The organism is Pseudomonas sp. Leaf58 (assembly GCF_003627215.1).
GTDB lineage: Bacteria > Pseudomonadota > Gammaproteobacteria > Pseudomonadales > Pseudomonadaceae > Aquipseudomonas.
Genome location: NZ_CP032677.1, coordinates 1,496,704 through 1,522,268, shown reverse-complemented (window position 1 = coordinate 1,522,268; position 25,565 = coordinate 1,496,704). Strand labels below are relative to the sequence as shown.

At 62.7% G+C, this 25,565-nt stretch carries 29 protein-coding genes and 1 tRNA gene; 17 read left to right on the top strand and 13 right to left on the bottom strand.

Going from position 1 to position 25,565, the window contains the following annotated elements; translation table 11 throughout:
- Positions 1–1,273 precede the first annotated feature (1,273 nt).
- Positions 1,274–1,492, bottom strand: coding sequence for a DUF1127 domain-containing protein (locus DV532_RS07075; protein ID WP_056797402.1), 219 nt, complete (start codon positions 1,490–1,492; stop codon positions 1,274–1,276).
- A gap of 96 nt (positions 1,493–1,588) precedes the next feature.
- Between DV532_RS07075 and DV532_RS07070 the strand changes: the two genes are divergently transcribed.
- The gene (locus DV532_RS07070) at positions 1,589–2,440 is read left to right on the top strand and encodes a LysR substrate-binding domain-containing protein (protein WP_056797404.1); all 852 of its coding nucleotides are present in this window, start codon (positions 1,589–1,591) and stop codon (positions 2,438–2,440) included.
- Positions 2,441–2,551: 111 nt separating this feature from the next.
- On the opposite strand, the gene DV532_RS07065 is transcribed toward DV532_RS07070, so the two are convergent.
- Positions 2,552–3,301 carry a sulfite exporter TauE/SafE family protein gene (locus tag DV532_RS07065; RefSeq protein WP_056797407.1) on the bottom strand — a complete coding sequence of 250 codons (750 nt, stop codon included), beginning with the start codon at positions 3,299–3,301 and terminating at the stop codon, positions 2,552–2,554.
- Positions 3,302–3,414: 113 nt separating this feature from the next.
- Between DV532_RS07065 and DV532_RS07060 the strand changes: the two genes are divergently transcribed.
- The 3 genes from DV532_RS07060 to DV532_RS07050 all read left to right on the top strand — a co-directional run bounded on the left by DV532_RS07060 (position 3,415) and on the right by DV532_RS07050 (position 5,451).
- The gene (locus DV532_RS07060) at positions 3,415–4,368 is read left to right on the top strand and encodes a LysR family transcriptional regulator (RefSeq protein WP_056797409.1); all 954 of its coding nucleotides are present in this window, start codon (positions 3,415–3,417) and stop codon (positions 4,366–4,368) included.
- 58 nt (positions 4,369–4,426) lie between these two features.
- A complete protein-coding gene (locus DV532_RS07055) occupies positions 4,427–4,882 on the top strand; it encodes a MarR family winged helix-turn-helix transcriptional regulator (RefSeq protein ID WP_056797411.1) in 456 nt (151 codons plus the stop codon).
- 140 nt (positions 4,883–5,022) lie between these two features.
- Positions 5,023–5,451 carry an organic hydroperoxide resistance protein gene (locus DV532_RS07050; protein ID WP_056797414.1) on the top strand — a complete coding sequence of 143 codons (429 nt, stop codon included), beginning with the start codon at positions 5,023–5,025 and terminating at the stop codon, positions 5,449–5,451.
- Positions 5,452–5,511: 60 nt separating this feature from the next.
- Here the strand turns inward: DV532_RS07050 and efp are convergent, their stop codons facing one another.
- Together efp and earP are read right to left on the bottom strand one after the other, a co-directional pair.
- Positions 5,512–6,081, bottom strand: a complete 570-nt coding sequence (gene efp, locus DV532_RS07045) for an elongation factor P (RefSeq protein WP_056797417.1) — start codon at positions 6,079–6,081, stop codon at positions 5,512–5,514.
- A gap of 48 nt (positions 6,082–6,129) precedes the next feature.
- A complete protein-coding gene (earP, locus tag DV532_RS07040) occupies positions 6,130–7,263 on the bottom strand; it encodes an elongation factor P maturation arginine rhamnosyltransferase EarP (protein ID WP_056797419.1) in 1,134 nt (377 codons plus the stop codon).
- 130 nt (positions 7,264–7,393) lie between these two features.
- Here earP and DV532_RS07035 point away from each other — a divergent pair, with 130 nt between their 5' ends.
- Together DV532_RS07035 and DV532_RS07030 are read left to right on the top strand one after the other, a co-directional pair.
- Positions 7,394–7,786: a hypothetical protein gene (locus tag DV532_RS07035; protein ID WP_056797422.1), complete on the top strand. Its 393-nt coding sequence runs from the start codon at positions 7,394–7,396 to the stop codon at positions 7,784–7,786.
- Positions 7,787–7,788: 2 nt separating this feature from the next.
- On the top strand, positions 7,789–8,259 hold the full coding sequence (locus tag DV532_RS07030) for a GreA/GreB family elongation factor (RefSeq protein ID WP_056797426.1): 471 nt from the start codon (positions 7,789–7,791) through the stop codon (positions 8,257–8,259).
- A 135-nt stretch (positions 8,260–8,394) separates the two neighbouring features.
- Here DV532_RS07030 and DV532_RS07025 read toward each other — a convergent pair whose 3' ends face one another.
- Positions 8,395–9,333 (bottom strand): LysR family transcriptional regulator, encoded by a 939-nt coding sequence (locus DV532_RS07025; RefSeq protein WP_056797429.1) that lies wholly within the window; start codon positions 9,331–9,333, stop codon positions 8,395–8,397.
- A 118-nt stretch (positions 9,334–9,451) separates the two neighbouring features.
- Here DV532_RS07025 and DV532_RS07020 point away from each other — a divergent pair, with 118 nt between their 5' ends.
- The 4 genes from DV532_RS07020 to DV532_RS07005 all read left to right on the top strand — a co-directional run bounded on the left by DV532_RS07020 (position 9,452) and on the right by DV532_RS07005 (position 14,220).
- Entirely contained in the window at positions 9,452–10,201 is a 750-nt protein-coding gene (locus tag DV532_RS07020) for a 3-oxoacyl-ACP reductase family protein (protein WP_056797432.1), read from the top strand.
- A 128-nt stretch (positions 10,202–10,329) separates the two neighbouring features.
- Positions 10,330–11,502, top strand: coding sequence for an MFS transporter (locus tag DV532_RS07015; protein WP_056797435.1), 1,173 nt, complete (start codon positions 10,330–10,332; stop codon positions 11,500–11,502).
- Positions 11,503–11,620: 118 nt separating this feature from the next.
- Entirely contained in the window at positions 11,621–12,001 is a 381-nt protein-coding gene (locus tag DV532_RS07010) for a hypothetical protein (RefSeq protein ID WP_056797438.1), read from the top strand.
- An 86-nt stretch (positions 12,002–12,087) separates the two neighbouring features.
- Positions 12,088–14,220: a TonB-dependent siderophore receptor gene (locus DV532_RS07005; protein ID WP_056797441.1), complete on the top strand. Its 2,133-nt coding sequence runs from the start codon at positions 12,088–12,090 to the stop codon at positions 14,218–14,220.
- A 119-nt stretch (positions 14,221–14,339) separates the two neighbouring features.
- On the opposite strand, the gene DV532_RS07000 is transcribed toward DV532_RS07005, so the two are convergent.
- Positions 14,340–14,429 (bottom strand) — tRNA-Ser (locus tag DV532_RS07000).
- A 43-nt stretch (positions 14,430–14,472) separates the two neighbouring features.
- On the opposite strand from DV532_RS07000, the gene DV532_RS30850 reads away from it, so the two are divergent.
- From DV532_RS30850 to DV532_RS06985, 4 genes are all read left to right on the top strand, one after another.
- Positions 14,473–14,595: a hypothetical protein gene (locus DV532_RS30850; RefSeq protein WP_256659079.1), complete on the top strand. Its 123-nt coding sequence runs from the start codon at positions 14,473–14,475 to the stop codon at positions 14,593–14,595.
- A 32-nt stretch (positions 14,596–14,627) separates the two neighbouring features.
- Entirely contained in the window at positions 14,628–15,317 is a 690-nt protein-coding gene (locus tag DV532_RS06995) for a crotonase/enoyl-CoA hydratase family protein (protein WP_056797445.1), read from the top strand.
- Between the two features lie 158 nt (positions 15,318–15,475).
- Positions 15,476–16,195 (top strand): 1-acyl-sn-glycerol-3-phosphate acyltransferase, encoded by a 720-nt coding sequence (locus DV532_RS06990; protein WP_056797517.1) that lies wholly within the window; start codon positions 15,476–15,478, stop codon positions 16,193–16,195.
- Between the two features lie 74 nt (positions 16,196–16,269).
- Positions 16,270–17,241, top strand: a complete 972-nt coding sequence (locus tag DV532_RS06985) for a magnesium and cobalt transport protein CorA (protein WP_056797447.1) — start codon at positions 16,270–16,272, stop codon at positions 17,239–17,241.
- Positions 17,242–17,273: 32 nt separating this feature from the next.
- On the opposite strand, the gene DV532_RS06980 is transcribed toward DV532_RS06985, so the two are convergent.
- Complete coding sequence (locus DV532_RS06980) at positions 17,274–17,993, bottom strand: amidotransferase (RefSeq protein WP_056797449.1); 720 nt, start codon at positions 17,991–17,993, stop codon at positions 17,274–17,276.
- 526 nt (positions 17,994–18,519) lie between these two features.
- Between DV532_RS06980 and DV532_RS06975 the strand changes: the two genes are divergently transcribed.
- Entirely contained in the window at positions 18,520–19,320 is an 801-nt protein-coding gene (locus DV532_RS06975) for a c-type cytochrome (RefSeq protein WP_056797452.1), read from the top strand.
- 68 nt (positions 19,321–19,388) lie between these two features.
- On the opposite strand, the gene DV532_RS06970 is transcribed toward DV532_RS06975, so the two are convergent.
- The 4 genes from DV532_RS06970 to DV532_RS06955 all read right to left on the bottom strand — a co-directional run bounded on the left by DV532_RS06970 (position 19,389) and on the right by DV532_RS06955 (position 22,755).
- The gene (locus DV532_RS06970) at positions 19,389–19,721 is read right to left on the bottom strand and encodes a ribonuclease E inhibitor RraB (RefSeq protein WP_056797455.1); all 333 of its coding nucleotides are present in this window, start codon (positions 19,719–19,721) and stop codon (positions 19,389–19,391) included.
- Between the two features lie 176 nt (positions 19,722–19,897).
- Positions 19,898–20,134: a hypothetical protein gene (locus DV532_RS06965; RefSeq protein ID WP_056797459.1), complete on the bottom strand. Its 237-nt coding sequence runs from the start codon at positions 20,132–20,134 to the stop codon at positions 19,898–19,900.
- 207 nt (positions 20,135–20,341) lie between these two features.
- Complete coding sequence (locus tag DV532_RS06960; protein ID WP_056797462.1) at positions 20,342–22,399, bottom strand: LTA synthase family protein; 2,058 nt, start codon at positions 22,397–22,399, stop codon at positions 20,342–20,344.
- A gap of 164 nt (positions 22,400–22,563) precedes the next feature.
- Positions 22,564–22,755, bottom strand: coding sequence for a PLDc N-terminal domain-containing protein (locus tag DV532_RS06955; RefSeq protein WP_012271091.1), 192 nt, complete (start codon positions 22,753–22,755; stop codon positions 22,564–22,566).
- Between the two features lie 126 nt (positions 22,756–22,881).
- Here DV532_RS06955 and DV532_RS06950 point away from each other — a divergent pair, with 126 nt between their 5' ends.
- The gene (locus DV532_RS06950) at positions 22,882–23,820 is read left to right on the top strand and encodes a ZIP family metal transporter (RefSeq protein WP_056797463.1); all 939 of its coding nucleotides are present in this window, start codon (positions 22,882–22,884) and stop codon (positions 23,818–23,820) included.
- Positions 23,821–23,881: 61 nt separating this feature from the next.
- On the opposite strand, the gene DV532_RS06945 is transcribed toward DV532_RS06950, so the two are convergent.
- Positions 23,882–24,412, bottom strand: coding sequence for a hypothetical protein (locus DV532_RS06945; protein WP_056797467.1), 531 nt, complete (start codon positions 24,410–24,412; stop codon positions 23,882–23,884).
- A gap of 59 nt (positions 24,413–24,471) precedes the next feature.
- Positions 24,472–24,996, bottom strand: coding sequence for an ankyrin repeat domain-containing protein (locus tag DV532_RS06940; protein WP_056797470.1), 525 nt, complete (start codon positions 24,994–24,996; stop codon positions 24,472–24,474).
- A gap of 266 nt (positions 24,997–25,262) precedes the next feature.
- Between DV532_RS06940 and DV532_RS06930 the strand changes: the two genes are divergently transcribed.
- On the top strand, positions 25,263–25,535 hold the full coding sequence (locus tag DV532_RS06930) for a DUF3509 domain-containing protein (protein ID WP_056797473.1): 273 nt from the start codon (positions 25,263–25,265) through the stop codon (positions 25,533–25,535).
- Positions 25,536–25,565: the final 30 nt, after the last annotated feature.

Below are 25,565 nucleotides of genomic sequence, written 5' to 3'. Positions count from 1 at the left end.
CCAAGGCTGCAACCCACCTGGCACAGGAATAATTGGCCCGAAACAGATGTGGGAGCGGGCTTGCCCCGCGAAGCGCCGCGCGGGCGGCGCTCGATCTCACAGGCGCTGAAAAACTCCAGCCAGGCACCGAGCACTCACTCTCCTGTGAGCTCACCTCTGTCCGCCATGTTTGTTCCATTCGATATCGAGCGGCAAAGCTGCTCTTCATCCATTTCCAGGCATACACCAAGGCTGCAACCCACCTGGCACAGGAATAATTGGCCCGAAACAGATGTGGGAGCGGGCTTGCCCCGCGAAGCGCCGCGCGGGCGGCGCTCGATCTCACAGGCGCTGAAAAACTCCAGCCAGGCACCGAGCACTCACTCACTCTCCTGTGAGCTCACCTCTGTCCGCCATGTTTGTTCCATTCGATATCGAGCGGCAAAGCTGCTCTTCATCCATTTCCAGGCGTACACCAAGGCTGCAACCCACCTGGCACAGGAATAATTGGCCCGAAACAGATGTGGGAGCGGGCTTGCCCCGCGAAGCGCCGCGCGGGCGGCGCTCGATCTCACAGGCGCTAAAAAAACTCCAGCCAGGCACCAAGCACTCACTCTCCTGTGAGCTCACCTCTGTCCGCCATGTTTGTTCCATTCGATATCGAGCGGCAAAGCTGCTCTTCATCCATTTCCAGGCGTACACCAAGGCTGCAACCCACCTGGCACAGGAATAATTGGCCCGAAACAGATGTGGGAGCGGGCTTGCCCCGCGAAGCGCCGCGCGGGCGGCGCTCGATCTCACAGGCGCTGAAAAACTCCAGCCAGGCACCGAGCACTCACTCACTCTCCTGTGAGCTCACCTCTGTCCGCCATGTTTGCTCCATTCGATATCGAGCGGCAAAGCTGCTCTTCATCCATTTCCAGGCATACACCAAGGCTGCAACCCACCTGGCACAGGAATAATTGGCCCGAAACAGATGTGGGAGCGGGCTTGCCCCGCGAAGCGCCGCGCGGGCGGCGCTCGATCTCACAGGCGCTAAAAAAACTCCAGCCAGGCACCAAGCACTCACTCTCCTGTGAGCTCACCTCTGTCCGCCATGTTTGTTCCATTCGATATCGAGCGGCAAAGCTGCTCTTCATCCATTTCCAGGCATACACCAAGGCTGCAACCCACCTGGCACAGGAATAATTGGCCCGAAACAGATGTGGGAGCGGGCTTGCCCCGCGAAGCGCCGCGCGGGCGGCGCTCGATCTCACAGGCGCTGAAAAACTCCAGCCAGCCACCGAGCACTCACTCACTTTTCCAGCGGGTCATCCCAGAAATGCCGCTCGGCCTCTTGCTGGATATCAGCCCGGCTCAACCCCAGATCATGCAAGGCCGCATCGCTGAGGCTGGCCAACTGCTGGCGCTGACGGTGCAGCTGCAGCCAGCGAATAGGCCGCTGCAGGGCCGCATGCCACAGGTGGTTCAGGGAAAAAGCAGGTTGCTGGCTGCTGCTGACATAACCTTTCATCGTGAAGCCCTCCGTGTTGATGGCTTCAGTTTCACCCTGGGCATAAGATCAATCCAACGAATGTTTCTGATCCACTGCATCTAGGAGATTGATGCAATGTCCCAGTACCAGAGCCTCGATGCGGACGTGCTGCGCACCTTCGTCGCCATCGCCGAGCAAGGTGGCTTCACCCGCGCCGGCGAGGTGGTCAACCGCACCCAGTCGGCGGTCAGTATGCAAATGAAGCGCCTGGAAGAAGACATTTTGCAGCGCCAGCTGTTCGAGCGCGACGGCCGCCAAGTACGCCTGACGGCAGAAGGCCAAGTGCTGCTGGGCTATGCCCGGCGTATCCTCAAGTTGCACGGCGAGGTGTTCAACACCCTGCGCATGCCGCACATGGTCGGGGTGGTGCGCATTGGCACGCCGGACGACTACGCCATGCGCTTTCTGCCAACCATCCTGTCGAGCTTTGCCCAGGCCTACCCGCTGGTGCAGGTGGAGGTGCATTGCGACTCGTCCAAGCAACTGATGCTGCGCCAGGACCTGGACCTGACCATCGTCACCCGCGAACCGGGCAACGAAATTGGCCAGCTGCTGCGCCAAGACCGCTTGGTGTGGGCCGCCGCCGAAGGCTTCTGCCCGCAGGAGCAACGGCCCATGCCCGTGGCATTGTTCAATACCGACTGCTTCTGCCGCGCCTGGACCTGCAACGCCCTGGAGGCCCAAGGCATCGACTACCGCATCGCCTATACCAGCCCGAGCCTGGCAGCGATCTTTGCCATCGTCACCGCGGGGCTGGCAGTGACGGCGCAGTTGCAAAGCCTGATTGGCGGGAACATCCGCATACTGGGTGAGCGTGAAGGGTTGCCGCAGTTGCCACTGGCCAATGTGATGCTGGTGCGCAGTACCCAACACCCATCACCAATTACCGACTGCATGGCCGATTACATTGTCGAAGGGTTCAAGTGATTTGCGGCTGCTGCGCAGCCCATCGCCGGCAAGCCAGCGCCCACCGGGGTAGCACATGCCTTGCGGGCCATGCGGGCGGGGTGGGAGCTGCCGCAAAGCGGCCCCAAGGCTTCAAAGCTCAAAGCCAAGCATCACCGCACACACCACCAAAAACACGCAGAACATCGCCCGCCACACCTTCTCCGGCAACGCATGGGCCAACTTCACCCCCCAGCTGATGCTCAGCAACCCACCGACCGCCAACGGAACCCCCACCCCCCAGGCAACGCTGTGGTGCACCCCGTAGGTCACCAAGGTGACCAAGGTACTCGGCGCCGCCAACGCCAGCGACAGCCCTTGCGCCACCACCTGGGTGGTGCCGAACACACTGGTCAAAATCGGCGTGGCCACCACCGCCCCGCCCACCCCGAACAAGCCGCCCATGGTACCGGCGAAGCTGCCCAGCACCCCCAGCCACGGCCAGGCATGACGCAACTCGGCGCTGGCCGGCGCAACCTTCATGAACATGCGGGCCACGTTCCACACCGCCAGCGCCACCAAAAAGCCGACAAAACCCAGGCGCATGGAGTGCGCATCCAGCCCCACCGCCCAGATCGACCCTAGCCAGGCAAACACGAAGCTGCACAGCGACAGCGGCACGGCGTGGCGCAGTTCGATGCGGTTGCGCTGGTGATAACGCCACAGCGCCAGCAGCACGTTCGGCACCACCATCACCAACGCCGTGCCCTGCGCCAGTTGTTGGTCCAGGCCAAACAGCACGCCCAACGCTGGGATAGCGATCAGCCCGCCGCCTATGCCAAACAGGCCACCCATGGTGCCCAAGGCCGCGCCCAGCACGATATACAACAACCACTCGATCATCAGGGCCTCATCCGCCTGTAGTCATAATGCGAGCATGCTAACGATTGCGCGCTGGCAGGGAAACGCACAGCAGCGCACAATGGCTGTGCGTTTTTCGCAAAAGCAAGGTAGCCATGAGCCCCGATACCCTGACCGATCAGCTGAGCCTGTTCCTCGACGTGCTGGAAACCGGTAGTTTTTCTGCCGCCGCCCGCCGGCACCCGCTGACCCCGTCCGCCGTAGCCCGACGCATCGACAGCCTGGAAAACGCCGTGGGCAGCCGCCTGTTCACCCGCAGCACCCACGCCGTGCGCGCCACACCGGCGGGCAATGCGTTTGCCGAACGGGCCAAGCGCATCATCGAGGAGCTGCGCCTGGCCCGCGCCGAAGCCGTGTCGCTAAGCAATGCCCCCGAAGGGCTGATCCGCATCGACGCCCCCGCCGCATTTGGCCGCCGCCACCTGGCCCCGGCCATCGCCGACTTCCTGGTGGCTTACCCGGGCCTGGACGTCCAACTGCGCCTGATCGACAGCTTCGTCGACCTGCATGGCAGCCACCTGGGCGAGGTCGACCTGGTATTGCGCGCCGGCCCGCTGGCCGACACCCGGCTGGTCGCCACGCCACTGGCCTACATGGTGCGCATCGCCTGCGCCAGCCCCGCCTACCTGGCAAGCCGCGGCGTCCCCACCTGCCCCAGCGAACTGCCTGGGCACGATGGCCTGGACTGGGACGGCCTGGCACCGCCATTCGCCTGGCGCTTCAACGTGGCCGGGCAAACCCGCCTGTACCGCCCTTCGCGCATGCGCATGGCCGCCAACAACGCCGAAACCTTGCTGTTCGGCGCCCTGGCCGGTTTAGGGGTAGCCCACCTGCCTACTTGGCTGATCAGCGAATACCTGCTGCGGGGCGAACTGATACCGTTGTTTTGCGATGGCGGCTTGCCGGCAGCCGAGACCAGCGGCATCTATGCGTTACGCCTGGCACATGAAACGAACTCTCGCAGCCGTTTGCTGCTCGAATTCCTCAAGAGCCGCTTCAGCCCGATTCCACCCTGGGACCTGGCCTTACGCAGTGAACTGCGCGAGTAATGCGCGCACTAATGATCAGCGTGCCAGATTTTCCCATTGATTACCTTCAAGGACCTGCATGAACGCCGACACCCAAGCCTCCTGTGACGAGCTGCTGCTGGACAACCAGGTCTGTTTCGCCCTGCACTCCACCTCGTTGCTGATGACCAAGGTTTACAAACCGCTGCTGCAGGCCCTGGGCCTGACCTACCCGCAGTACCTGGCAATGCTCGTGCTGTGGGAGCATGACGGCCTGACCGTGGGTGAAATCAGCCAGCACCTGCTCACCGACCCCGGCTCGCTGACCCCGCTGCTCAAACGCCTGGAAAGCGAAGGCCTGCTACAGCGCAACCGCAGCCGCGAGGACGAACGGGTGGTGCTGGTGCAACTGACCGAGCAAGGCCGCGCCCTGCAACAGCAAGCCAGGGACGTGCCGCAGTGTATCCTCAAGGCCAGTGGCCGCAGCCTGGAACAGTTGCAACAGCTGCAAGCCGACCTGCTGGCGCTGCGTGAGAGCCTGCAGAAAAGCCTCTGACGGCTATGCTGTGCAATGGCCGTTCAGATGAGCGGTGACGATTTATCTTGCGCGCTAACTAATTGCGCGCTAATTTAAATCCACACCCACCCGCGCCTACCGCCAAACCGTAAGCGCACAGCACATTAGCGAGGCTCAAGATGCAAAAGGTCACTCCGCTGTACATCGCAGAAGCTACCTCTACCGGTGGGCGCGACGGCAAATCCCGTTCCAGCGACGGCAAGCTGGTGGTTAGCCTGAGCACCCCCAAGGAACTGGGCGGTGCGGGTGGTGACGGCACCAACCCCGAGCAGATGTTCGCCGCCGGTTACTCGGCCTGCTTCATTGGCGCCTTGAAATTCGTGGCCGGGCAAGAGAAGAAAGCCCTGCCCGCAGATACCTCGATCACCGCGAAAGTGGGCATCGGCCAAATTCCAGGTGGTTTTGGCCTGGACATCGACCTGCACATCCACCTGCCGGGCTTGGCCCAGGCCGATGCCGAAGGGCTGGTGGAAAAGGCGCACCAGGTGTGCCCGTACTCCAACGCCACCCGCGGTAATGTGGATGTGCGCCTGCACGTGACCGTTTAAGCTTTACCCGGCATAAAAAAACCCGGCCAAGGCCGGGTTTTTTGCGTTTCACAAGAAGGATTACTTCTTGGAACGGCCTTTGAAGCTGTTGTCGCGAGTGTCGATGTCGATAAATTCATCGATCTGGATGAAGTCGGCAACCTGAATCTCGGTACCGTTCTTCAGCTTGGCAGGCTTCATGACCTTGCCCGAGGTATCGCCACGTGCGGCGTTCTCGGTGTAGACAACCTGACGGCTGATGGTGGTCGGCAGTTCAACCGATACCAGGCGGCCTTCGAAGAACACCGCTTCGCAGATGTCTTCCATGCCTTCTTCGATGTACGGCAGAACGGCGTCGATGTCTTCGGCGTTCAGTTCGTACATGGTGTAGTCGGTGGTGTCCATGAAGGTGTACGAGTCACCGCTGATGAACGACAGGGTCGCTTCTTTGCGATCCAGGATCACGTCGTCCAGCTTGTCGTCCGCACCGTATACGGTTTCGGTCTTGTAGCCGGTCAGCAGGTTCTTCAGCTTGGTCTTCATGATCGCGCTGTTACGGCCCGACTTGGTGAACTCAGCTTTTTGAACCAGCCACGGGTCGTTGTCGATCCGCAGTACGGTACCGGGTTTCAGTTCTTTACCAGTTTTCATTACGAAGTATCCGAATCTGGATGGATTTATAAAAATCGAGGCCGCATATCATAGCCAATTTCGGTAAAACTGTACCAGCGTCATGGCAAGGTCCGGCTGAGTGGCCTGTCGCGCCGCCCAAAGCCGGGCATGCTGCTGCAGTTCTGGCCAATGCTGGCGGGCCGCCTGCCAGGCCTGGCCCATGTCGCCACCCATGTTCCAGGCACGCCACAGGCCAAGCAAGGCGGCATCAGCTTTGCCTGACAGGCCGCGTCGATAATGCGCTAGAAACGCTTCGAGCTTTTCCCAGTGGGCATTTTCATCTTGCACATAGATGTGCCACAGCATCGGCTGCCCGGCCCATTGCGCACGCACGAACGAGTCTTCGCCGCGCACGGCGTTGAAATCGCAACTCCACAGCAGCCGGTCGAAGTCGTCCTGGCTGACAAAGGGCAGCACCTGCACGGTCAGGGCGCCACGCTTGCACACGCTCCCCACGTGCAGCGGTGCCGCGCCAAGCCACTGGCTTAGCCCAGCGACGATGCGCCCTTGCGGCACCAGCAGGTGGCAAGGTTGCGCGCCTGCGGCCAGGGCATCGAGCCAATCGGCCAATTGTGGGTTTTCGTAGGCGAACAGCGAAATCAGCAACGCCCCCGCCTGAGGGGCGACGCCAAGCCCATGCAAAAAGGCTTGGCGAGCCTCGGCCGACTGCTGGAACGTGTCACGCCGCGCCAGCAGCGAACCTTCGCGCAGCAAGCCGCCGGTTTTGTCGGTAAAGCCAGGGAAGAAAAACACCTTGCGCAGGCCATTGGGCTGCGGCGAAGGCAAACCATGGCAGCCCTCAACCCAATCCTCAGCACTGAGGTATTCGAGGTTCAGCCAGAGCGCAGGTGTTGCGCGGGTACGCATGGCCTCGACATAGGCCGCCGGCAACTGGCAGGCGAACGCACCGATCACCACGTCGGCTGGCGCCACCGGCACCCAGGCGCGTGGCCACTGGCGCACATCCACCCCCTGCTGCCACTGCTGCACGGCGTTGGCATCGGCCCCAGGGCACATGGGCGTGAACGCGTTGAGGTCATCTACCCACAGGCGCACCGCCAGCCCGTGCTCGGCTACCAACTGCCGGGCCAGGCGCCAAGTCACGCCGATATCCCCGTAGTTGTCGACGACGCTGCAGAAGATGTCCCAGGTGGCGTTCATGCGCCCCTCCCGTTCGGGTACGAAAACCGCGAATTCTGCGGTTTAATTGTCGCCAACAAAAGCACCCGCACGGAAAAATGCCCACACGCATGCGACAATGCACCCCGACCCACCCTGCCAGGAGGCAGCCATGCCCCGCCCCCGCGAACTGAAGATCACCCTCAAGCCGTTGCCGCTGATCGTGTGCGTCGCCTTTGGCCTGTGGCTGGGCGCCGTGGCCATTGCCGCCAGCCTGTGGCTGGCCCTGCAGCTGTGGCCGCAGCAGGTGCAGCCGCTGGCCCAGGCCGTTGCCCCAAGCGCTTACCGGCCCGCCGCAGCGCCCGCCGCTGCCGAGGATGCTCAGGCGCAAATGTTCGAGCGTTACAAGGGCATTTTGCACACGCAGGAACTGCAACAGGCCGCCGAGGCCGCCCAAGGCAACCCGCGCAACCTCAACAGCCCCAAGTGCCAGTTCTGGCTGCAGCAGAACCGCACCGCGCCCACCGATAAAAGCCAGGCCAATGTGCTGGAGTTCTGTTACTAACCATGGACAAGCCCCGCTTGCTGGCGCAGATCGTCGCCACCCTCGAACATGACCTGGACGTGCTGACCCGCGCAGCACAAACGGCTTATGAGGCCGCCACTGCCGAAGAGAACGTCGCCGAAAACAAGTACGACACCCTGGGCCTGGAGGCCTCATACCTGGCCACCGGCCAGGCCCGGCGCAGCGCGGAGATCCGCCAGAGCTTGCTGATTTACCAGCAATTACTGCTGCGTAATTATGACCCGGCACGTGGGGTGCAGGTGAGCAACCTGGTAACCCTGGAGGATGCCGATGGCGGCCAGCGCCGGCTGTTCCTCGGGCCCGAGGCGGCGGGGTTGAAGATTGGCGAGGGGGATGGGCTGGTGACGGTGATTACCCCGCGTTCGCCGCTGGGGCAGCAGTTGCTCGGCAAGAAGGTTGATGACGAGGTGAACCTGGGAGCCCAGGCATCGTTGATTGTCGATGTCGTCTGAGCGGGTTTTTGAAGGTTGCCTGTGCCGGCCTCTTCGCGGGTAAACCCGCTCCTACAAGTACTGCCCCCCTCAGGCTGGTGCGACCCCTGTAGGAGCGGGTTTACCCGCGAAGAGGCCGGTACAGGCGATACCCAGCTAAAGCGTTTGCAAGGCATCGAACCGCCCCGCCAGCCCCTGCTCGGCAAACTGCTCCACCACAAAATCGATAAACGCCCGGGTCTTGCCCGGCAGTAACTTGTGCTCGGCGAAATACAGGCTGATATACCCATCGTCCACATACCAGTCCGGCAGCACCCGCTGCAGCCGCCCGCCCTCCAGGTATGGCACGGCAAACGGCAGGCTTACCAGAGCAACCCCCAAGCCCTGCTCGGCCACCGCGCAAGCTGCATCGGAATCGCTCATGGTCATGGCCTGGCGCAACTGCATGGGCTGCTGCACCTGCCAGCGGCTGGTCAGCGGCCATGAGCGCACCCGCCCGGTCTGCGGCGAGCGAATCAAGATACCGTCATGCCGCTGCAGGGCCTGTGGATCGTCGATGGGCGCATGGCGGGCCAAGTACGCTGGCGCCGCCACCAGCACCCGGTGCGCGGGGGTCAACTTGCGTGCCACCACCCCCGGTGGCAGTTCAAAGCCACCGCCAAGCGCCGCATCAAAGCCCTGGCCGATCAGGTCGACTTGGCGGTTGTCGAAATGCCAGTCCGGGGTAATGGCTGGGTAGCGACGCAGAAACTCAGCTAGCAAGGGCAGCACATACAAGCGCCCAAACACGGTGCCCATACTCACCCGCAACAACCCAGCCGGCTGCCCCTCGGCACTGGCCAGGTTGGCCACGGCGTACTGGATGGTGCGAAAGCTGTCACTGACTTCGCCGAGAAATCGCTGCCCCGCTTCGGTCAGGGTCAGCTTACGGGTACTACGCTGGAACAACCGCACCCCGAGGCGCGCTTCCAGCTGGGCAACATGCTTGCCCACGGCGGCCGGGGTCAGGCTAAGGCGCCTGGCCGCCTCGGCAAAGCTGCCAACCTCGGCGCTGCGAATGAAACACTCCAAGGCGTTGAACGATTCCACGGCCATGATTGCCAACCAAAGGTTTACTCTGCTGATAGTGATTGCCATCTTATCAGCAGGTAATCGAGCGCCGATACTGTGCCCATCCAAGGCATTTCGGCCTGGCTTGCAGCAGGAGATCAGCATGTCCAAGCAATACACTCTCGAAGGCAAAGTGGCCCTGGTACAGGGCGGTTCCCGCGGCATTGGCGCGGCCATCGTGCGGCGCCTGGCCCGCGAAGGCGCGCAGGTGGCGTTCACCTATGTAAGCTCCGCCGGCCCGGCAGAAGCACTGGCCCGGGAAATTACCGAAAACGGCGGCCATGCCCTGGCCCTGCGGGCCGACAGCGCCGACGCAGCAGCCGTGCAGCTGGCCGTGGACGACGCCGTAAAAGCCTTCGGCCGGCTGGATATTCTGGTCAACAACGCCGGCGTGCTGACGGTAGCCGCGGTGACCGAATTCGACCTGGCCGACTTCGACCACATGCTTGCCGTGAACGTGCGCAGCGTGTTTGTCGCCAGCCAGGCCGCGGCGCGCTACATGGGCCAGGGCGGGCGCATCATCAACATTGGCAGCACCAACGCCGAGCGCATGCCGTTTGCGGGCGGCGCGCCCTATGCCATGAGCAAGGCGGCGCTGGTCGGCCTGACCCGCGGCATGGCCCGCGACCTGGGGCCACAAGGTATTACCGTGAACAACGTGCAGCCGGGGCCGGTGGACACCGACATGAACCCGGCCAGCGGCGAGTTCGCTGAAAGCCTGATCCCGCTGATGGCCATCGGGCGGTATGGCGAGGCGGATGAGATTGCCAGCTTCGTCGCTTACCTGGCGGGGCCTGAGGCGGGGTATATCACCGGGGCCAGCCTGACGGTGGATGGTGGGTTTGCAGCCTGATTGAAGGATGGCCTGCACCGGCCCCTTCGCGGGTTTACCCGCGAAGGGGCTCGCACGGATTGACGCAATTCCCTCAATCGGCTTGCTCCGTGGATAATTCTCCTTTACCTGCCCGTTACGAGAACCGCATGTATACCCCCACCTTGAGTCGCGCACTCATCCTGCTGAAGGCCACCGCCACCGGCCTGGCCGTGGCCAGCAACTACTACGCACAACCGCTACTGCACAGCATCGCGCAGCAGTTCGGCCTGAGCACCGCCAGTGCCGGCAGCATCGTCATTGCCGCGCAGCTCAGTTATGGCGCCGGCTTGCTGCTGCTGGCGCCGCTGGGCGACCTGTTCGAACAGCGGCGGTTGATCACCGTCATGACTGCCGTTGCCACCCTCGGCCTGGTCATCAGCGCCTGCGCCCCCAGCCTGCCCTGGCTGATCCTCGGTACGGCGCTGACCGGGCTGTTCTCGGTGGTGGCGCAAATTCTGGTGCCCATGGCCGCCAGCCTCAGCGAGCCACACCTGCGCGGGCGCGCTGTAGGCACATTGATGAGTGGCCTGTTGCTGGGCATTCTGCTGGCGCGCACCGCGGCCGGTTTCATGGCCGAGTTGGGCGGCTGGCGCAGCATTTACGTGCTGGCCGCGTTGCTCATGGCCATCACCGCTGTGGCGCTGTACCGCAACCTGCCACAGCACCACAGCCACGCCGGGCTGAAATACCCGGCGCTGATCGGTTCGGTGTTCCGCCTGTTCCGCGAAGAGCCGGTGCTGCGCCTGCGCTCGCTGCTCGGCCTGCTGGCGTTTAGCCTGTTCGCCCTGTTCTGGACGCCATTGGCGTTTCTGCTGGCGCAAGGCCCGTACCACTATTCGGACGCCGTGATTGGCCTGTTCGGCCTGGCCGGTGCAGCGGGTGCCCTGTCGGCCAACTGGGCCGGGCGTTTGGCCGACCGTGGCAAGGGCGCGCTGGGCACCACCGTGGGCTTGGTGGTGTTGCTGCTGTCATGGGTACCGCTGGGTTTTGCCGAGCAATCGTTGCTGGCCTTGCTGCTGGGCGTGTTAATGCTCGACCTGGCGGTGCAATTGGTGCACGTCAGCAACCAGAATGCGGTAATTGCCTTACGGCCCGAGGCACGTACGCGGCTGAATGCCGGGTATATCACCTGTTACTTCATTGGCGGGGCGCTGGGGTCGTTGCTGGGCACGCAGTTGTTCCAGCACCAAGGCTGGATGGGGATCGTGGTGGCCGGGCTGCTGATTGGCGGGCTGGCGTTGCTGGCGTGGCTGGTTGCCGCCCGCAAAGCCGCGGCGTAATCCGTGCGGGGCGACATTGCACCGCACTACCCTCCGTCGAATTGCCGTTGACTTGCCTGCCGGGGCAGCGCTGAGTAGGCGCTGCTGGTCAAAGCCCTTTCCCTGACAGGACGACTTTATGACAAGGCTCACGGTGCAATCCGGCGATTTCTTGCAAGGTGAAGGCGAGTATCGCAACGGATCGCTCACACTCAAGACCCCGCGCAGCCCCGCCCCGGGCGAGCGGATTTCCCTGGCGCGCATCAGCGACCTGCGGCTGGCCAGCCTGGAGCCCAGCCGTAGCCTGGGCAGCGCCCTGGGCTGGGGTGTGGCCGGGGCCTTGGTAGCCGGGCCAGTGGGGTTGCTGGCCGGGCTGTGGCTGGGTGGCAAGGAAGAACAAGCCACCTTCCTTGCTACTTTCAAGGACGGGCGCAAGCTGATGGCCATTACCGATGGCAAGACCTGGTCGAAAATCGATGACAACTGGCGGCAGCACAAGCGCCCGGCCAACCAAGACTGAATATTGCGGGGCCCTGATCGTTTCAGGGTGAAGACGGCTGGTAAGATGCCGCCTTTTTCATGGCCTGTGCCCTCAGGAGCCCCCGCATGCCCCCGCGTCACCCCCGCCTGCCCCTGAGCCTGCTCAGCCTGGGCCTGGCCCTGCAGTGCCCGCAAGTGCTGGCCGAAGACAGCGTGTTACTGGCCCCGCTGCAGGTGTCCGACACTTTCACCAACGATGGCTACCAGGCACGCCAGGCCGCGGTAGGTGGCTTCCAGCCAGCGCCCGTGCTCGACACCCCTGCCGCTATCAGCGTGTTCAGCCAGCAGCTGCTGGAAGACCGCCAGGTGCGCAAGCTCAGCGAGGTGCTGCAAAGCGACGCCTCGGTGGGCGAAAGCTATGCCCCCATCGGTTACTACGAAAACTTCAACGTCCGCGGCTTCGAGCTGAATGCCGCCAGCAGCTACCGCATCAACGGCCAGACCATCGCCGGCGAGCAGAACGTGGCGCTGGAGAACAAGCAACAGGTGGAGTTGCTCAAGGGCCTGTCCGGGCTGCAGAGCGGCGTGTCGGAGCCGGGCGGCCTGGTCAACTACGTGACCAAGCGCGCCGAAGACGTACGCAGCGTCACGCTATCGAGCAACGAACAAGGCGAGCGCTACCTGGCCACCGACTTGGGCGGCTGGTTCGGCAGCGAGCGGCAATTTGGCCTGCGGGCCAACCTGGCCCACGAAGACATCCGCTCGTACGTCGACCACGCCGACGGCAAGCGCGACTTCGCCGCGCTGGCGTTCGACTGGCAAATCAACCCGGATGCCACCCTGCAACTGGATGCTGAATACCAGCACCGAGAACAGCCCTCGGTGCCCGGTTACCAGCTGCTCGGTGGCAGCGCAGTACCCCACGGCATCGACCCGGACGACCGCCTGGCCTACCAGCATTGGGCCAAGCCGGTGCAGAACGACTCGCTGAACCTGGGCGGGCGCTTCGACTACCGCTTCAACGAAGCGTGGACCGGTACCTTGAGCGCCTCGCGCAGCAAGGTGGTGATCGATGACTACAGCGCGTTTGCCTGGGGGTCGAGCGAAGGCGCGTTCTTTGCCAGCAATGGCGACTATGACATCTACGACTTCCGCAGCCCCGACGATACCCGCCGCACCGATGAGGCACAGGCCATGCTCAACGGGCGCTTCGATGCGCTGGGCGTGGGCCATGAGCTGACGGTGGGCGCCAGTGCGCAGCGGCGTACGCTGGACCAGCGCCCGTACTACAACGAGTGGCTCGGTACCGGCAACATCTACACGGGCGCCCCGGCCCTCGACCCGTCAGACAAACCCGTTGGCGCCAGCGAACGCCGCCTGGACAGCCGCCAGTACGGCCTGTTCGTCAGCGACCGCATCAGCTTCAACGAACAATGGCAGACCGTGCTGGGTGCTCGTGAAGTGCGCCTGGATGAAAAGACCTGGGACGAACAAGGGCTAGCCGGCCGCCATACCCGCCAGTACCAACTGTTGCCCAATGCTGCGCTTATCTATAAGCCACAGCCAAACACCTCGTTATACGCCAGCTATTCCAAAGGCCTGTCTGCCGGCGGTACGGCACCGTGGTTTGCCACTAACGCGGCTGAAATCCTCGCCCCCACCACCTCACACCAACTGGAACTGGGCCTGAAGCACGACTGGCAAGGCCTGAGCTTCAGCGCCGCGTTGTTCCAGATCCGCCAGGCGTACCAGTACGCGCGCCCGGACGGCGCCGGTAACTTCACCTACGTGCAGCAAGGCCAACAGAAAAACACCGGCCTGGAGCTAGGCGCCAGTGGCTGGGTGACCTCGAACCTGCAACTGCAGGCCAGCGCTGCGGCCATACGGGCCCGGGTGCAGAACAGCGGTACCGAGGCTTATGAAGGCCACCAGGCGATCAATGTGCCCAAGTTCCGCGCGGCGCTGCAGGCGGAATACACCCTGCCGGTGCCCGGGCTGGCACTGCTGGGCGGCGCGCGGTATAGCGCCAGCAAGTACGCGAGCCAGGCGGGGAATGTGGCGGTTGGGGGGTATTCGGTGTTCGATGTGGGCAGCCGCTACCGCACGCGTATCGGCGGATATGACACGGTGCTGCGGCTGACGGTGGATAACCTGTTCGACAAGCGTTATTGGCGCGATGTGGGGGATTACCTGGGGGACAACTACCTGTTCCAGGGGGCGCCGCGTACCGCCAGGTTGTCGGCTTCGGTGAACTTCTAGATTGCGGGGGGCGCGTTGCGCCCCTTCTGCGACACGAGGCCCCCGCACAGCAGCGGCCTTTTTACGCGCGCACAACAAAAAGCCCCCGGCTTTTCAGCGCGGGGGCTCTTCATAGAATGTGGCGGTGAAGAAGGGATTTGAACCCTTGATACGATTTCTCGTATACACACTTTCCAGGCGTGCTCCTTCGACCACTCGGACACTTCACCGTTTCTCTTCAAGCCTTGCAGCCTGTCGAGGTGCGCTAATTTAGTGAAAGACCTTCCCTTTGGCAAGCATTTTTTTCAAATTTTTCATGTATTTGCATTTGCGCTGCGCGGCACCCTGACCGACCAGTCAGCCTTACTGCTTTACCTCGCCCGTGGCGCTGGGTAACGTCGTCGCCACGCCAACAAAAGGACTCTGCCATGAGCGAGCTGATTACCTACCACGCCGAAGACGGCATCGCCACCCTGACCCTGAACAATGGCAAGGTCAATGCCATCTCGCCCGAGGTCATCACCGCCTTCAACGCCGCACTCGACCGCGCCACGCAAGAGCGTGCGGTGGTGATCATTACCGGGCAGCCCGGCATTTTGTCTGGTGGTTACGACCTCAAGGTGATGACCAGCGGCCCTCAGCAGGCAATCAGCCTGGTCACCGCCGGTTCCACCCTCGCCCGCCGCCTGCTGTCGCACCCGTTTCCGGTCATTGTCGCCTGCCCAGGCAACGCCGTGGCCAAGGGCGCGTTCCTGCTGCTGTCGGCTGACTACCGCATTGGCGTCGAAGGGCCGTACAAGGTGTGCCTGAACGAAGTGCAAATCGGCATGACCATGCACCATGCCGGCATCGAGCTGGCCCGCGACCGCCTGCGCCGCTCGGCCTTCCACCGCTCGGTGATCAACGCCGAGGTGTTCGACCCGCAGGGTGCAGTGGACGCCGGCTTCCTCGACAAGGTGGTGCCGGCTGAACAGCTACAAGACGCGGCACTGGCCGCAGCGCGGGAGCTGAAGAAGCTGAACATGCTGGCGCACAAGAACACCAAGCTGAAAGTGCGCAAGGGGCTGCTGGAGGCGTTGGACCAGGCGATCGCGCTGGACCAGCAGCATATGGGTTGAATGCACTGGCCTCTTCGCGGGCAAGCCCGCTCCTACAACGGGGTAGACGTGTAGGCGCGGGCTTGCCCGCGAAGAGGCCGGCACAGGCTGGCACCAAGGTTTGCCCCAACCAGTGCACATCCGTACACTGCCCGGCGACTTTTGGTGTGAGCCGTACCGTGCTTTATTCATTGCGCATGTTCCTGCTGTCGCTGCATTTTCTGGTCGCCGGCGCCCTGGGCCTGGTGATTGGCCTGTGCCGCCCCTTCAACCCCGACAACAGCCGCCTGTTCGCCCGCCTGTATAGCCTGCCGGCCACCTGGCTGATGCGCATCAAGGTCAAGGCCGAGGTCGGCCCGTTATGGGACCAGCCGCCTGGCTGCGTGATCATTGCCAACCACCAGTCCAACTTCGACCTGTTCGTGCTGGGCCAGGTGGTGCCACAACGCACCGTGGCCATCGGCAAGAAGAGCCTGCGCTGGCTCCCGCTGTTCGGCCAGCTGTTCTGGCTGGGCGGCAACGTGTTGATCGACCGCAACAACGCCTACCAGGCGCGTAAGGCCATGCAAAAGACCACCCAGGTGCTGCAGGACGCCACCTCGATCTGGATTTTCCCCGAAGGCACACGCAATGCCGGCGAGCACCTGTTGGCCTTCAAGAAAGGCGCGTTTCACATGGCCGTCGAGGCCGGTGTACCGATCGTACCGGTGTGCGTCAGCCGCTATGCCGGGCGCCTGGGCCTGAACAGCTGGGGCCAGCGCACGGTGATCGTGCGCTCGCTGCCACCGATTGCCACGGCAGGCTTGAGCCAGCAGGACGTGCCCGCACTGGTCGAACAATGCCGCGGGCAGATGCAGCAGTGCATCGACCGCATGGAAGCGGAACTGGCCAACGGCTAGGCCAGCCCAGGTTGCTCTTGCGCCCACTACAGCCCAAGCTGTAACCCGTGTTCAACCGGAATAAGCGGACAACCATGGGTCGAGTCGTGGCATCGGCGGTGTACAGCGCCGGCAGAAAAGTCACCAACATCAGCATCGACGAAGGCAGCGAGTGGGCGCGCAAGCCGGGGCATTTTGTGTGGATCGGCCTGGAAGAGCCCAACGCCGAAGAACTGGCCAACCTGCAGCGCCAGTTCAACCTGCACGAACTGGCCATCGAAGACGCCCTGGAAAAGCACAGCCGGCCCAAGCTGGAAACCTTCGGCGACGCACTGTTCATCGTCACTTATTCGCCGGTGCGCCACGAAGGCAAGCTGGAGTTCATCGAAACCCACATTTTTGCCGGCAACGGCTACATCATCACCTGCCGCAATGGCCACTCCAAATCCTACGCCCTGGTGCGCCAGCGTTGCGAGGCACGGCCGTTGCTGCTGGAGCACGGCGAAGACTTCGTGCTGTACGCCCTGCTCGACTTCGTCACCGAGAACTACCAGCCGGTCAGCGAGGCCATTCATGGCGAAATCGAAGAGCTGGAGCAAAGCGTGCTTGGCGGGTCCCTGCAAGAGGACGACATCCGCCGCCTGCACAGCCTGCGCCGCGACATCCTGCGCCTGCGCCGCTATGTAGCACCGATGGTCGAGGTGAGCGAAGAACTGCAGCGCCTGAACTTTCCGTTCATCGACAAAAACATGCGCCCGTACTTCCGTGATGTGCAAATCCACGTGACGCGGCAGATGGAAGACCTGGCCGGCATCCGCGACATCGCCAGCCAAACCATCGAGATCGGCATGTTGCTGGAGTCGTCACGGCAAAGCATCGTGCAACGCAAGTTCGCCGCCTGGGCAGCTATTTTGGCGTTCCCCACGGCGATTGCCGGGATATACGGGATGAACTTCCAGAACATGCCGGAACTGGGGTGGCATTACGGGTATTTCGGGGTACTGGGGTTGATTACGGCGGGGTGTGCGGGGTTGTATGCCAGCTTCAAGAAGTCTGGCTGGCTTTGAGCTTGTGGGGGCCGCGTTGCGGCCCCCGGCCATTACGCCGCGTCGTGCCGCTGGATAAACCGCAACATCCACTCCCCTACCAAGTCGCCCTGGTGCTCGCTGGCCAGGCTGGCCACGGCCTTGTGGTACACCTCATCGCCCAGGTGCTCCTGGCGTGCATCCAGCAGCGCGCGGGAGTAGTCATGGACGAATTCCGGGTGCCCCTGGAAGCACAGCACTTGGTCACGAATGTGGTACGCCGCGTTCGGGCAGAAATCGCTGGAGGCAATCACCGTGGCACCTTCCGGCAACTCGGTCACCTGGTCCTGGTGGCTGATCAGCAAGGTTAGTTCCGACACCTCCGGGTCCATCCACGGGGCATGGGCCGCCAGCGAATAGCGGTGGATGCCCACCCCCCAGCCCTGCTCGGCCCGCTCGGCCTTGCCACCCAGGGTCAACGCCAGCAGTTGGTGGCCGAAACACACACCCAACAGCTTCTCGCCACGCTCGTACAGTTTCAGCAGGTAGGCCTTGAGGGTTTGGATCCATGGATCGGTACCGAACGAATCGGCCTTGCTACCCGTTACCAGGTAGGCATCGAACACTGCGTCATCGGCGGGATAGTCGCCGTTCATCACGTTGTACACACGAAATTCTGCCGCGATCGGCTGACGCGAGAACAGTTGCTCGAACATCCTTCCGTAGCCCTGGTACTGCGCGGTCAACTCCGGTCGCAGGACATCGGTTTCAAGGATGCAGATGCGTAACGACATAGGGATAGTCCTGAACGACATGGGTGGGAAACTGCTGTAGAGACTGACGCGAAAGGCACGTACAAGCAAGTAGGCTGCACTGACGAACGGTCATATTTCATCGCCGCTCGGCTGGCACTTGCGCCGCCCTCTAGCCAGAGCATGCCAGCGGGATGGCACATGGCCTCATAGCCACTAAGCACCCATTTTTTAGTTACTTAGAACAAACAGTTCTCAAATATGGATAACACACACCCTACTGTTGGTTGTATATCCACATTCAAGAGGCAGGCAGTGTTGGCGCCATAACGCCACTGCGATCGACCCGAAGCGCGACAAGGAAGCCAACGGGTATTCAGGAATAACAACAAGAAGGCGGTCCGCCATGTTCAGACAATCGAAAATTCGCCAAGCTGGGCTCATTCTCTTCGCCACGACTTTGCTGCTGATACTGCCGAACCTGACACGTTTATTCGGCTGATGTGCGCTGTGGCGCAAACTGGCAACGCGCAGGTAACCTGCTGGCCTTGATGGTCGGAGATTACCCATGCGCCACTGCCTTGCCCTGTTAGCGTTGTTCCTGAGCCTGCCGCTGTCGGCGGCGCAACTGCACCTTGAACTGGGTGCCACGTCGCGCCAGTGGAGCAGTGCCCAATTGCTCGAGCACCCGCAGGCCCGGGACATCAGCATCGAACAGGACGTGTCTTATAAGCGCCCCATGCACTATCGGGCGGTGCCGCTGGCCGCGCTACTGGAGGGTGTGAGCGCCAGCGAGCACCTGCAAGCCGTGGCCTTGGACGGTTTTGCCGCCGAAATGCCTGCTGCCCCACTGTTGCAGCAAGGGCCTGCACAGGCCTGGCTAGCCGTGGAAGACCCGGCCAAGCCGTGGCCGGCATTGGGCCAGGGCCAACCGAGTGCGGGGCCGTTCTACCTGGTGTGGACCGCGCCGCAGGCCAGCGGCATTCGCCCGGAGCAGTGGCCGTTCCAAATTTCCACTATCCGTAAGCTGGCCGCTGTCGAGGCGCGCTTTCCGACACTGCTGCCCGACCCGCAACTACCGGCTGACAGCCCGGTGCGCCAAGGCTTTGCCCTGTTCCAGCAAAACTGCCTGGCGTGTCACCGGCTCAATGGCGCGGGGGATGCGCAATTGGGGCCGGATTTGAATGTGCCGCACAACCCCACCGAGTACTTCCGGCCTGAATATCTGCGCCAGCTGATACGAGACCCGCAAAGCCTACGGCGCTGGCCGCAGGCGAAAATGCCAGGGTTTGCCGAAAGTGTATTGAGCGAGCGGGAGCTGGATGCATTGTTGGCTTATCTGGGGCATATGGCTGGGCGCAGGCCTTGAGGGCAGTGTGTGCTTCTTCGCGGGCTTGCCCTGTCCCACAGGCCCGCGAAGATGGCAACACAAAACGCTCAGGCGATGGGCCGCTCGTGCTTGACCCCCCACCCTTCCACCTCACCACCATAAGGTGACACCAGCTGCTCGAAGGCCTCTTCGAAGTCGCCAATGCCGCCATAGGTGGCATACATGACTTTGCTCAGTTCCAGGTGCCAGGCACCGTCGCCCAGCTCCTTCACCTGGGCATTGAGGGATTCACCGCGAAACTGCCCAGCCGCGCGGCGGGCCGCTGCTTCGTCGGGGAATATGGCGTAAAACTCGATGGGATGAATTTGGGTGAAGTCAAAACCGCCTGCTTTCATCTGGCGCAGGACGTTGCTGCTGATATCGTCGTTTTGGCTGCTCATGAAACGTCCTCCTGAATAATGCGATGGATAGACTTTCCGTGCACTACGCACCTGCCGGCAGCGGCCGGGCAGTTCGAGCTGATGCAAGACGCGAATGAATGCGCTGCCAACAAGCAGAAAAAACAGGCACCTTCATGCAGCGTAGCGCCTGCCAGGGCACCACGCAAACGTGTGGTTCAGGGCGCTTCGTGGATGCTGGTGATGGTGACGCCGCTCTGCTCCTTGAGCCAGCGCGCCGTGGGGGAAATGGTGCGGTCCTGGAAGTCGTTAAGGTCCAGCTCGTCCATCACCGGGAACAGGTGTGAACGGATGGCCCGCGCGGCGTCCTCTTCACTGGGACGGTGCTCGGCATGCAGCAGCAGCGAGGACGGTTCGCCTTTCTGATCGGCAAAGATGACTTCCCACTCTTTCATTGAACGAGCCCTCCCAATCAAGGAAACCAGGTGTGCGTTGCCTGAATAACTGACCTTGAGGCGGTGGGAATGTTCAGTCAGGGGGCGTTTGTGGTGGGTCCATTCGCGGGCACGCCCGCTCCCACAGGTACCGCACAAGCGTCGAACCTTGTGCAGCTACCTGTGGGAGCGGGCGTGCCCGCGAATGGGCCGCAAAGCGGCCCAAATTTACTTCGGCGTACCGTGCACGACACCCGCGGTGTTGTCCAACAGGCTCTTGGTCGCGGTCTGGATGTACGCTTCCAGCTTTTTCAGCATTTCTGGCTGGTCTGGGCTTTCGATCAGCTCGGCCTTGAATTCGCTGCCCAGCTGGTAGCGGTACATGCGCGGGGTCATGTCCTTGGACTCGATCAGGATGCGGTCGCCCTGCACCAGGCCGACGATCTGCTCGCTGCCCGATGGCTTGATCATGCCCACGCCCTGGTCGCCCTCAGGCAGGTTGAGCAAGTCGCGGCCCCAGCACTGGTGACGGGTCTGCCCCCCCAGGCGGCCCATGATGGTCGGCACGATGTCGACCTGGGTGCCCACGGTGTGGTTTACCGCACCGAACTTCTCCTGAATGCCTGGGGCAATCAGCAGCAGCGGTACGTTGAAGCGCCCCAGGTCCAGCTCGGTGACCTGCTGTTGGTTGCCAAAACCATGGTCGCCGACAATGACGAACAGGGTGTCCTTGAAGTACGGCTCTTTACGCGCCTTCTCGAAGAACTGGCCCAGCGCCCAGTCCGAATAGCGCATGGCGGTCAAGTGCTCGTCCAGGCGGCCCTGGCCTGTTACTGGCTGGACCGGCAGGTCCTTGGGCAGGGCGTACGGGGTGTGGTTGGACAGGGTCTGCAGCAGCGCGTAGATCGGCTTCTTGCCATCGTGCTTGGCCAGTTCCTGGTTGCCACGGTCGAACATGTCCTGGTCGGACACGCCCCAGGTCGGGTCGGAGAACACCGGGTTGACGAAGTCGTTACGGCCAATGAAGGTGGTCATGCCCTGGTTGCCAAAGAACCCGGACTGGTTGTCCCAGGCAAAGTCGCCGTTGTAGACGTACACGTCGTCATAGTCGCGGGCGCTGAGCAAGGCCGGCAAGCCAGACAGCTTGTGGCCGCCTTCCGGGGTTTGCATCAGGTATTCGAAGCCTGGCAGGTTGGGGAAGCAGGCCATGGTGGCGAACATGCCCTGGTGGGTATGGGTGCCGTTGGAGAAGAAGCGGTCGAACAGCAGGCCTTCTTTGGCCAGCTTGTCGAAGTACGGGGTGATGTTGTTGGGGCTGCCCAGCGCGCCCACCGAGTGGCCGGCGAAGCTTTCCATCAGGATCACCACCACGTTCTTGATTGGCAGGGTGCGCTCGGCCGGCGGCACGAAGTCGCGGCGGATGGCAGCCTCGTCGGCATCGACCAAGGTGTCGTTGGCGGTGAGCAGCTGTTCACGCACGCTTTGCGTGGCCACGTCCTGCTTCAGCACCGGCTTCCAGATGTTGGCGCGGTCCTCGCCGAAGCGGCTCTTGGCGGCGTCGATCAGGGTCAGGGTGCCGTTCAGGCCCAGCTGGTTGACGAAGTTGGAATCGGTGGTAAAGGCATCACCCCAGCGCATGGGCGGGCCCTGGCGCAGGGTGCCACGCGCGGCCACCACGGCCACCAGCAGAATCACCATGAACACCGCCAGGCGGTTGTACCACGGTGCCACACGCTGCACACCCTCGCCGCGGGTCATGCGGTCGATGCCCTTGAACAACAGGCTTAGCAGCCAGGTGCCGAACGCCCAGGCCAACAGGTAGCGAACTACCGGGAAGCCGTACCAGAGCATGCTCAGCACGGTTTTCGGGTCTTCCTTGATGTACTGGAACACCAGGCCGTTGAGGCGCTGGTGGAACTCGCGGTAGAAGTCCATTTCCATCAGGCCAAGGAACATCACCACGCTGGAGGCGAGGGTCAGCCAGAAGCGGAACACGCCCCGCCGGGCCATGGCCCACGGGCTAAGGATGGCCAGCAGTAGCGGAATGCTGAGGTATACCACCACCCGCAGGTCGAAGCGCAAGCCGTTAAGGAAGCCTTCGGCCACGGTCGCATAAGGGGTATCGCCGATCATGTCGCTGTTGTAGACCAACAGCGCCAGGCGCACGAGGCTGAGCATCAGCATGATCACCAGGCCGCTGAGCAGCGTATAGGCCAGGTGGGATTTCAGGGTCGGCGAGAACGACGCTCGCGCGCCCCGTTGCTTCAGGGCGTCCGTGTTAGCCATGAATGGGAAAGTCCTAGGATTGCGGGTTTGCGGGGTGGCGCTGGCGCTAGACCAACGCAGCATTGTGCGGGTGCGGATTCTGTTTAAACCAATGTGAAAATTTTGTCACGGCCCCATTTCTGACTATGTCAGTACTGCCAGGGTAGGTAGGCGCTGCGCAGGGTTCAAATGCGCACATTCCCCCGCGGCCCAGCAATCGCCCAGATCACCAGCCCCACCACCGGCAGCAAGGCGATCAGCAGTATCCACAACACCTTGATGCCCACTTCGCTGCCACTTTTGATCACATTGAGGATGGCCCAGATATCCAGCGCCAGAATAATCAGCCCAACCAGGCTGTTGAATGTCGACCCCATGGCAAAACTCCTGTCAAAGGCTTTTGCTGCACAGCATAGCCAGCTATCACGTCGATAGAAGGGAATCCTTGGCAGTTGCCGCAGGTCCCTGAGTAGACTGCCGGTACCCATTGATTCGAGGTTCACATGCCCCCCGCCCACAGCCAAAGCGCCGCCCCACCCTCGCTGCTGAATGCCTGGCGCCAGCAGCTCGTGAACACCCCCTGGCTCAGCGCCGGCCTGGGCCTGAGCTTGCTGGCGGTGCTGCTACTGCTGGCGGCCAGCCTGTGGAACGCGGTGAACGGCGACCACGCCGACCACCTGCACCTGGCCACCCTGGGTGGGCTGTCTGGCTTTGGCGCCACCGCGCTGGGCGCGGTGCTGGCGGTGGTACTGCGCGATGTCAAGGCGCGCACCCAGGACGTGATGCTGGGCTTTGCCGCCGGCATGATGCTGGCCGCCAGTTCGTTTTCGCTGATTTTGCCGGGCCTGGATGCCGCCCGGGCGATCACCGGCAATGGCCCGGCGGCAGCTTTTACCGTGGTGCTGGGCATGGGCCTGGGCGTGTTGCTGATGCTGGGCCTGGACCGCTTCACCCCACACGAGCACGAAAGCACCGGCCCGTGCGGCCCCGAGGCTGAGCGCATCAGCCGGGTGTGGTTGTTCGTACTGGCGATTACCCTGCACAACCTGCCTGAAGGCATGGCCATTGGCGTGAGCTTCGCCAATGGCGACATGAGCATCGGCCTGCCGCTGACCAGCGCCATTGCCATTCAGGACATCCCCGAGGGGCTGGCCGTGGCCCTGGCCTTGCGCGCCACCGGGTTGTCGAGCCTGAAGGCCGCACTGGTGGCGATTGGGTCGGGGCTGATGGAGCCCCTGGGGGCGGTGATCGGCCTGGGGATTTCCACCGGCTTCGCCCTCGCCTACCCCATCAGCATGGGGTTGGCGGCGGGGGCGATGATTTTTGTGGTGAGCCACGAAGTGATCCCCGAAACCCACCGCAACGGGCATCAGACGGCGGCGACCCTGGGGTTGATGGGTGGGTTTGCGGTGATGATGTTCCTGGATACCGCGCTCGGCTGAGGCTCAAGCTGCCTGTGGCGGCCTCTTCGCGGGCTTGCCCGCGAAGCAGCAAACGATACAGTCAGATGTGTACAGCTACTTTCAAGGCTTCAAGGGCCGGCTCGACCTTGATGCCCAGCTCTGCCCCCAGCGCCAGCACCCGCGCCAGGTCGTGCTGCCCGACCATCACCACCTGCAACTCGTCATCCAGCAGCTGGCTGAAGTTGAGCAGCACATAACCACCCGCCTCTTTGTTCAGCGCGCCCATCTGCACCTGGATGCGGTTGAGCGCTGTCAGCGGCTCGGTACGGGCCAGTTGCTTGGGCTTGAGGGTGAACGGCACGCTGTTGTCGAACGAGTCGCTGATTTGCTGGAACAGCTGCTGGTAGCTGTCGGCCTGAAACACCACGGTGTCCGGCAGGCTGCCCAGCACTACCCATTCGCCCAGCGGGATGGGGAAGCTGTCGTCGTAGTTGATATCGGGGTTGGCTGCCAGGAAGGCGGCCGGGTCGGCGTAGGCCTGGGCGGCCTCGTCGGCGATGCGCTCGATATCTTCCTCGCGCATGCAGCCAGCGCCAATGAGGCTGATGAATTCGAGCAACTGAGTTTTCATGAAAGGGGCCTGCGACGGGTGAAAAGTCGCCAAGGATAGCCGCAAATGCCCCCTTGCTGTTAGCCGGCCAGCGCTTGCAGGCGCGCCGCGGCGTCCACTGCCCCCATGGTTTGCGCCGCCATCAGGGCGGTGGCGCCACGCGCATCCTGGCGGGCCGGGTCGGCGCCCTGGGCCAGCAGGTAGTCGAGGATTGCGCTGCGGTTGAACATGGCTGCCAACATCAATGCCGTGCGCCCGTCCTGCGCGGCAGCGTCCACCGGCACGCCGTGCTCCAGCAGCAAGCGGACCATATCCAGGTCACCCTTGAATGCAGCCCCGGCGATTGGCAGTTGGCCGTTGTCATTGGCAAGCAGCGGGTCGGCGCCGTGTGCCAGCAGCACGCGCACAGCATCGTGGTGGCCGTGGTAGCTGGCCAGCATCAGCAGGGTATCGCCCTTGTGGTTGCGCAGGTTGGCCGGCAAGCCGCTGGCAAGCAAGCGCCCGAGCATCGTGGCATCGCCCTGGCGGGCACATTCGAACACTTGCTCGGCGAAGGCAGCGGTTTCTTCATCGGTCATGGTGACGGGCGCGGTGTGGCTGGACATCGGGAACCTCCTGGCATAAATGATTGCCCAAGTTTTTGTCAGGCAAGCCATTACCGTCAAAGGTTCAGATTCTATTGGCCCGATAGCCAACGAACGGTCCGTGCAAAATGCACTGTGCAAAATGCACGACCATGCAGCCTGCACGATGCCGCCTCTACTAAAACTCCATAACACCTTGTATTTACTGGTGTTTCTTGCAAAACAAGTTTTGGCACGGTCACTGCAAACATCAACTCACGACTGCCACCCAACAGCCAGGAGTTGATATGGACCTCATCCAGGACAAGTTCGTTTCGGTATTTTCGGCCTACCAGGTGAATACCCAACCGCGGCCCGACGGCGGTGTGCTGCTGACCCTGCGCGCCGCTGATGGCAAAGTCACCCGCCGGGTGTTGACCTACGCACAATTGCACAGTGCCGAGCAGCTATCGTGGGCGATCAGTGCCATTCGCCGAGATTTGGCCGAGCAAGCCAGTGAACTGCCGGTCATCACCATGCTGCAAAGCCAGCAGCGGTTTGCCTTGCCGACCTATCGCTGATTTTTTGAATGAGCGATTTGGCCTCTTCGC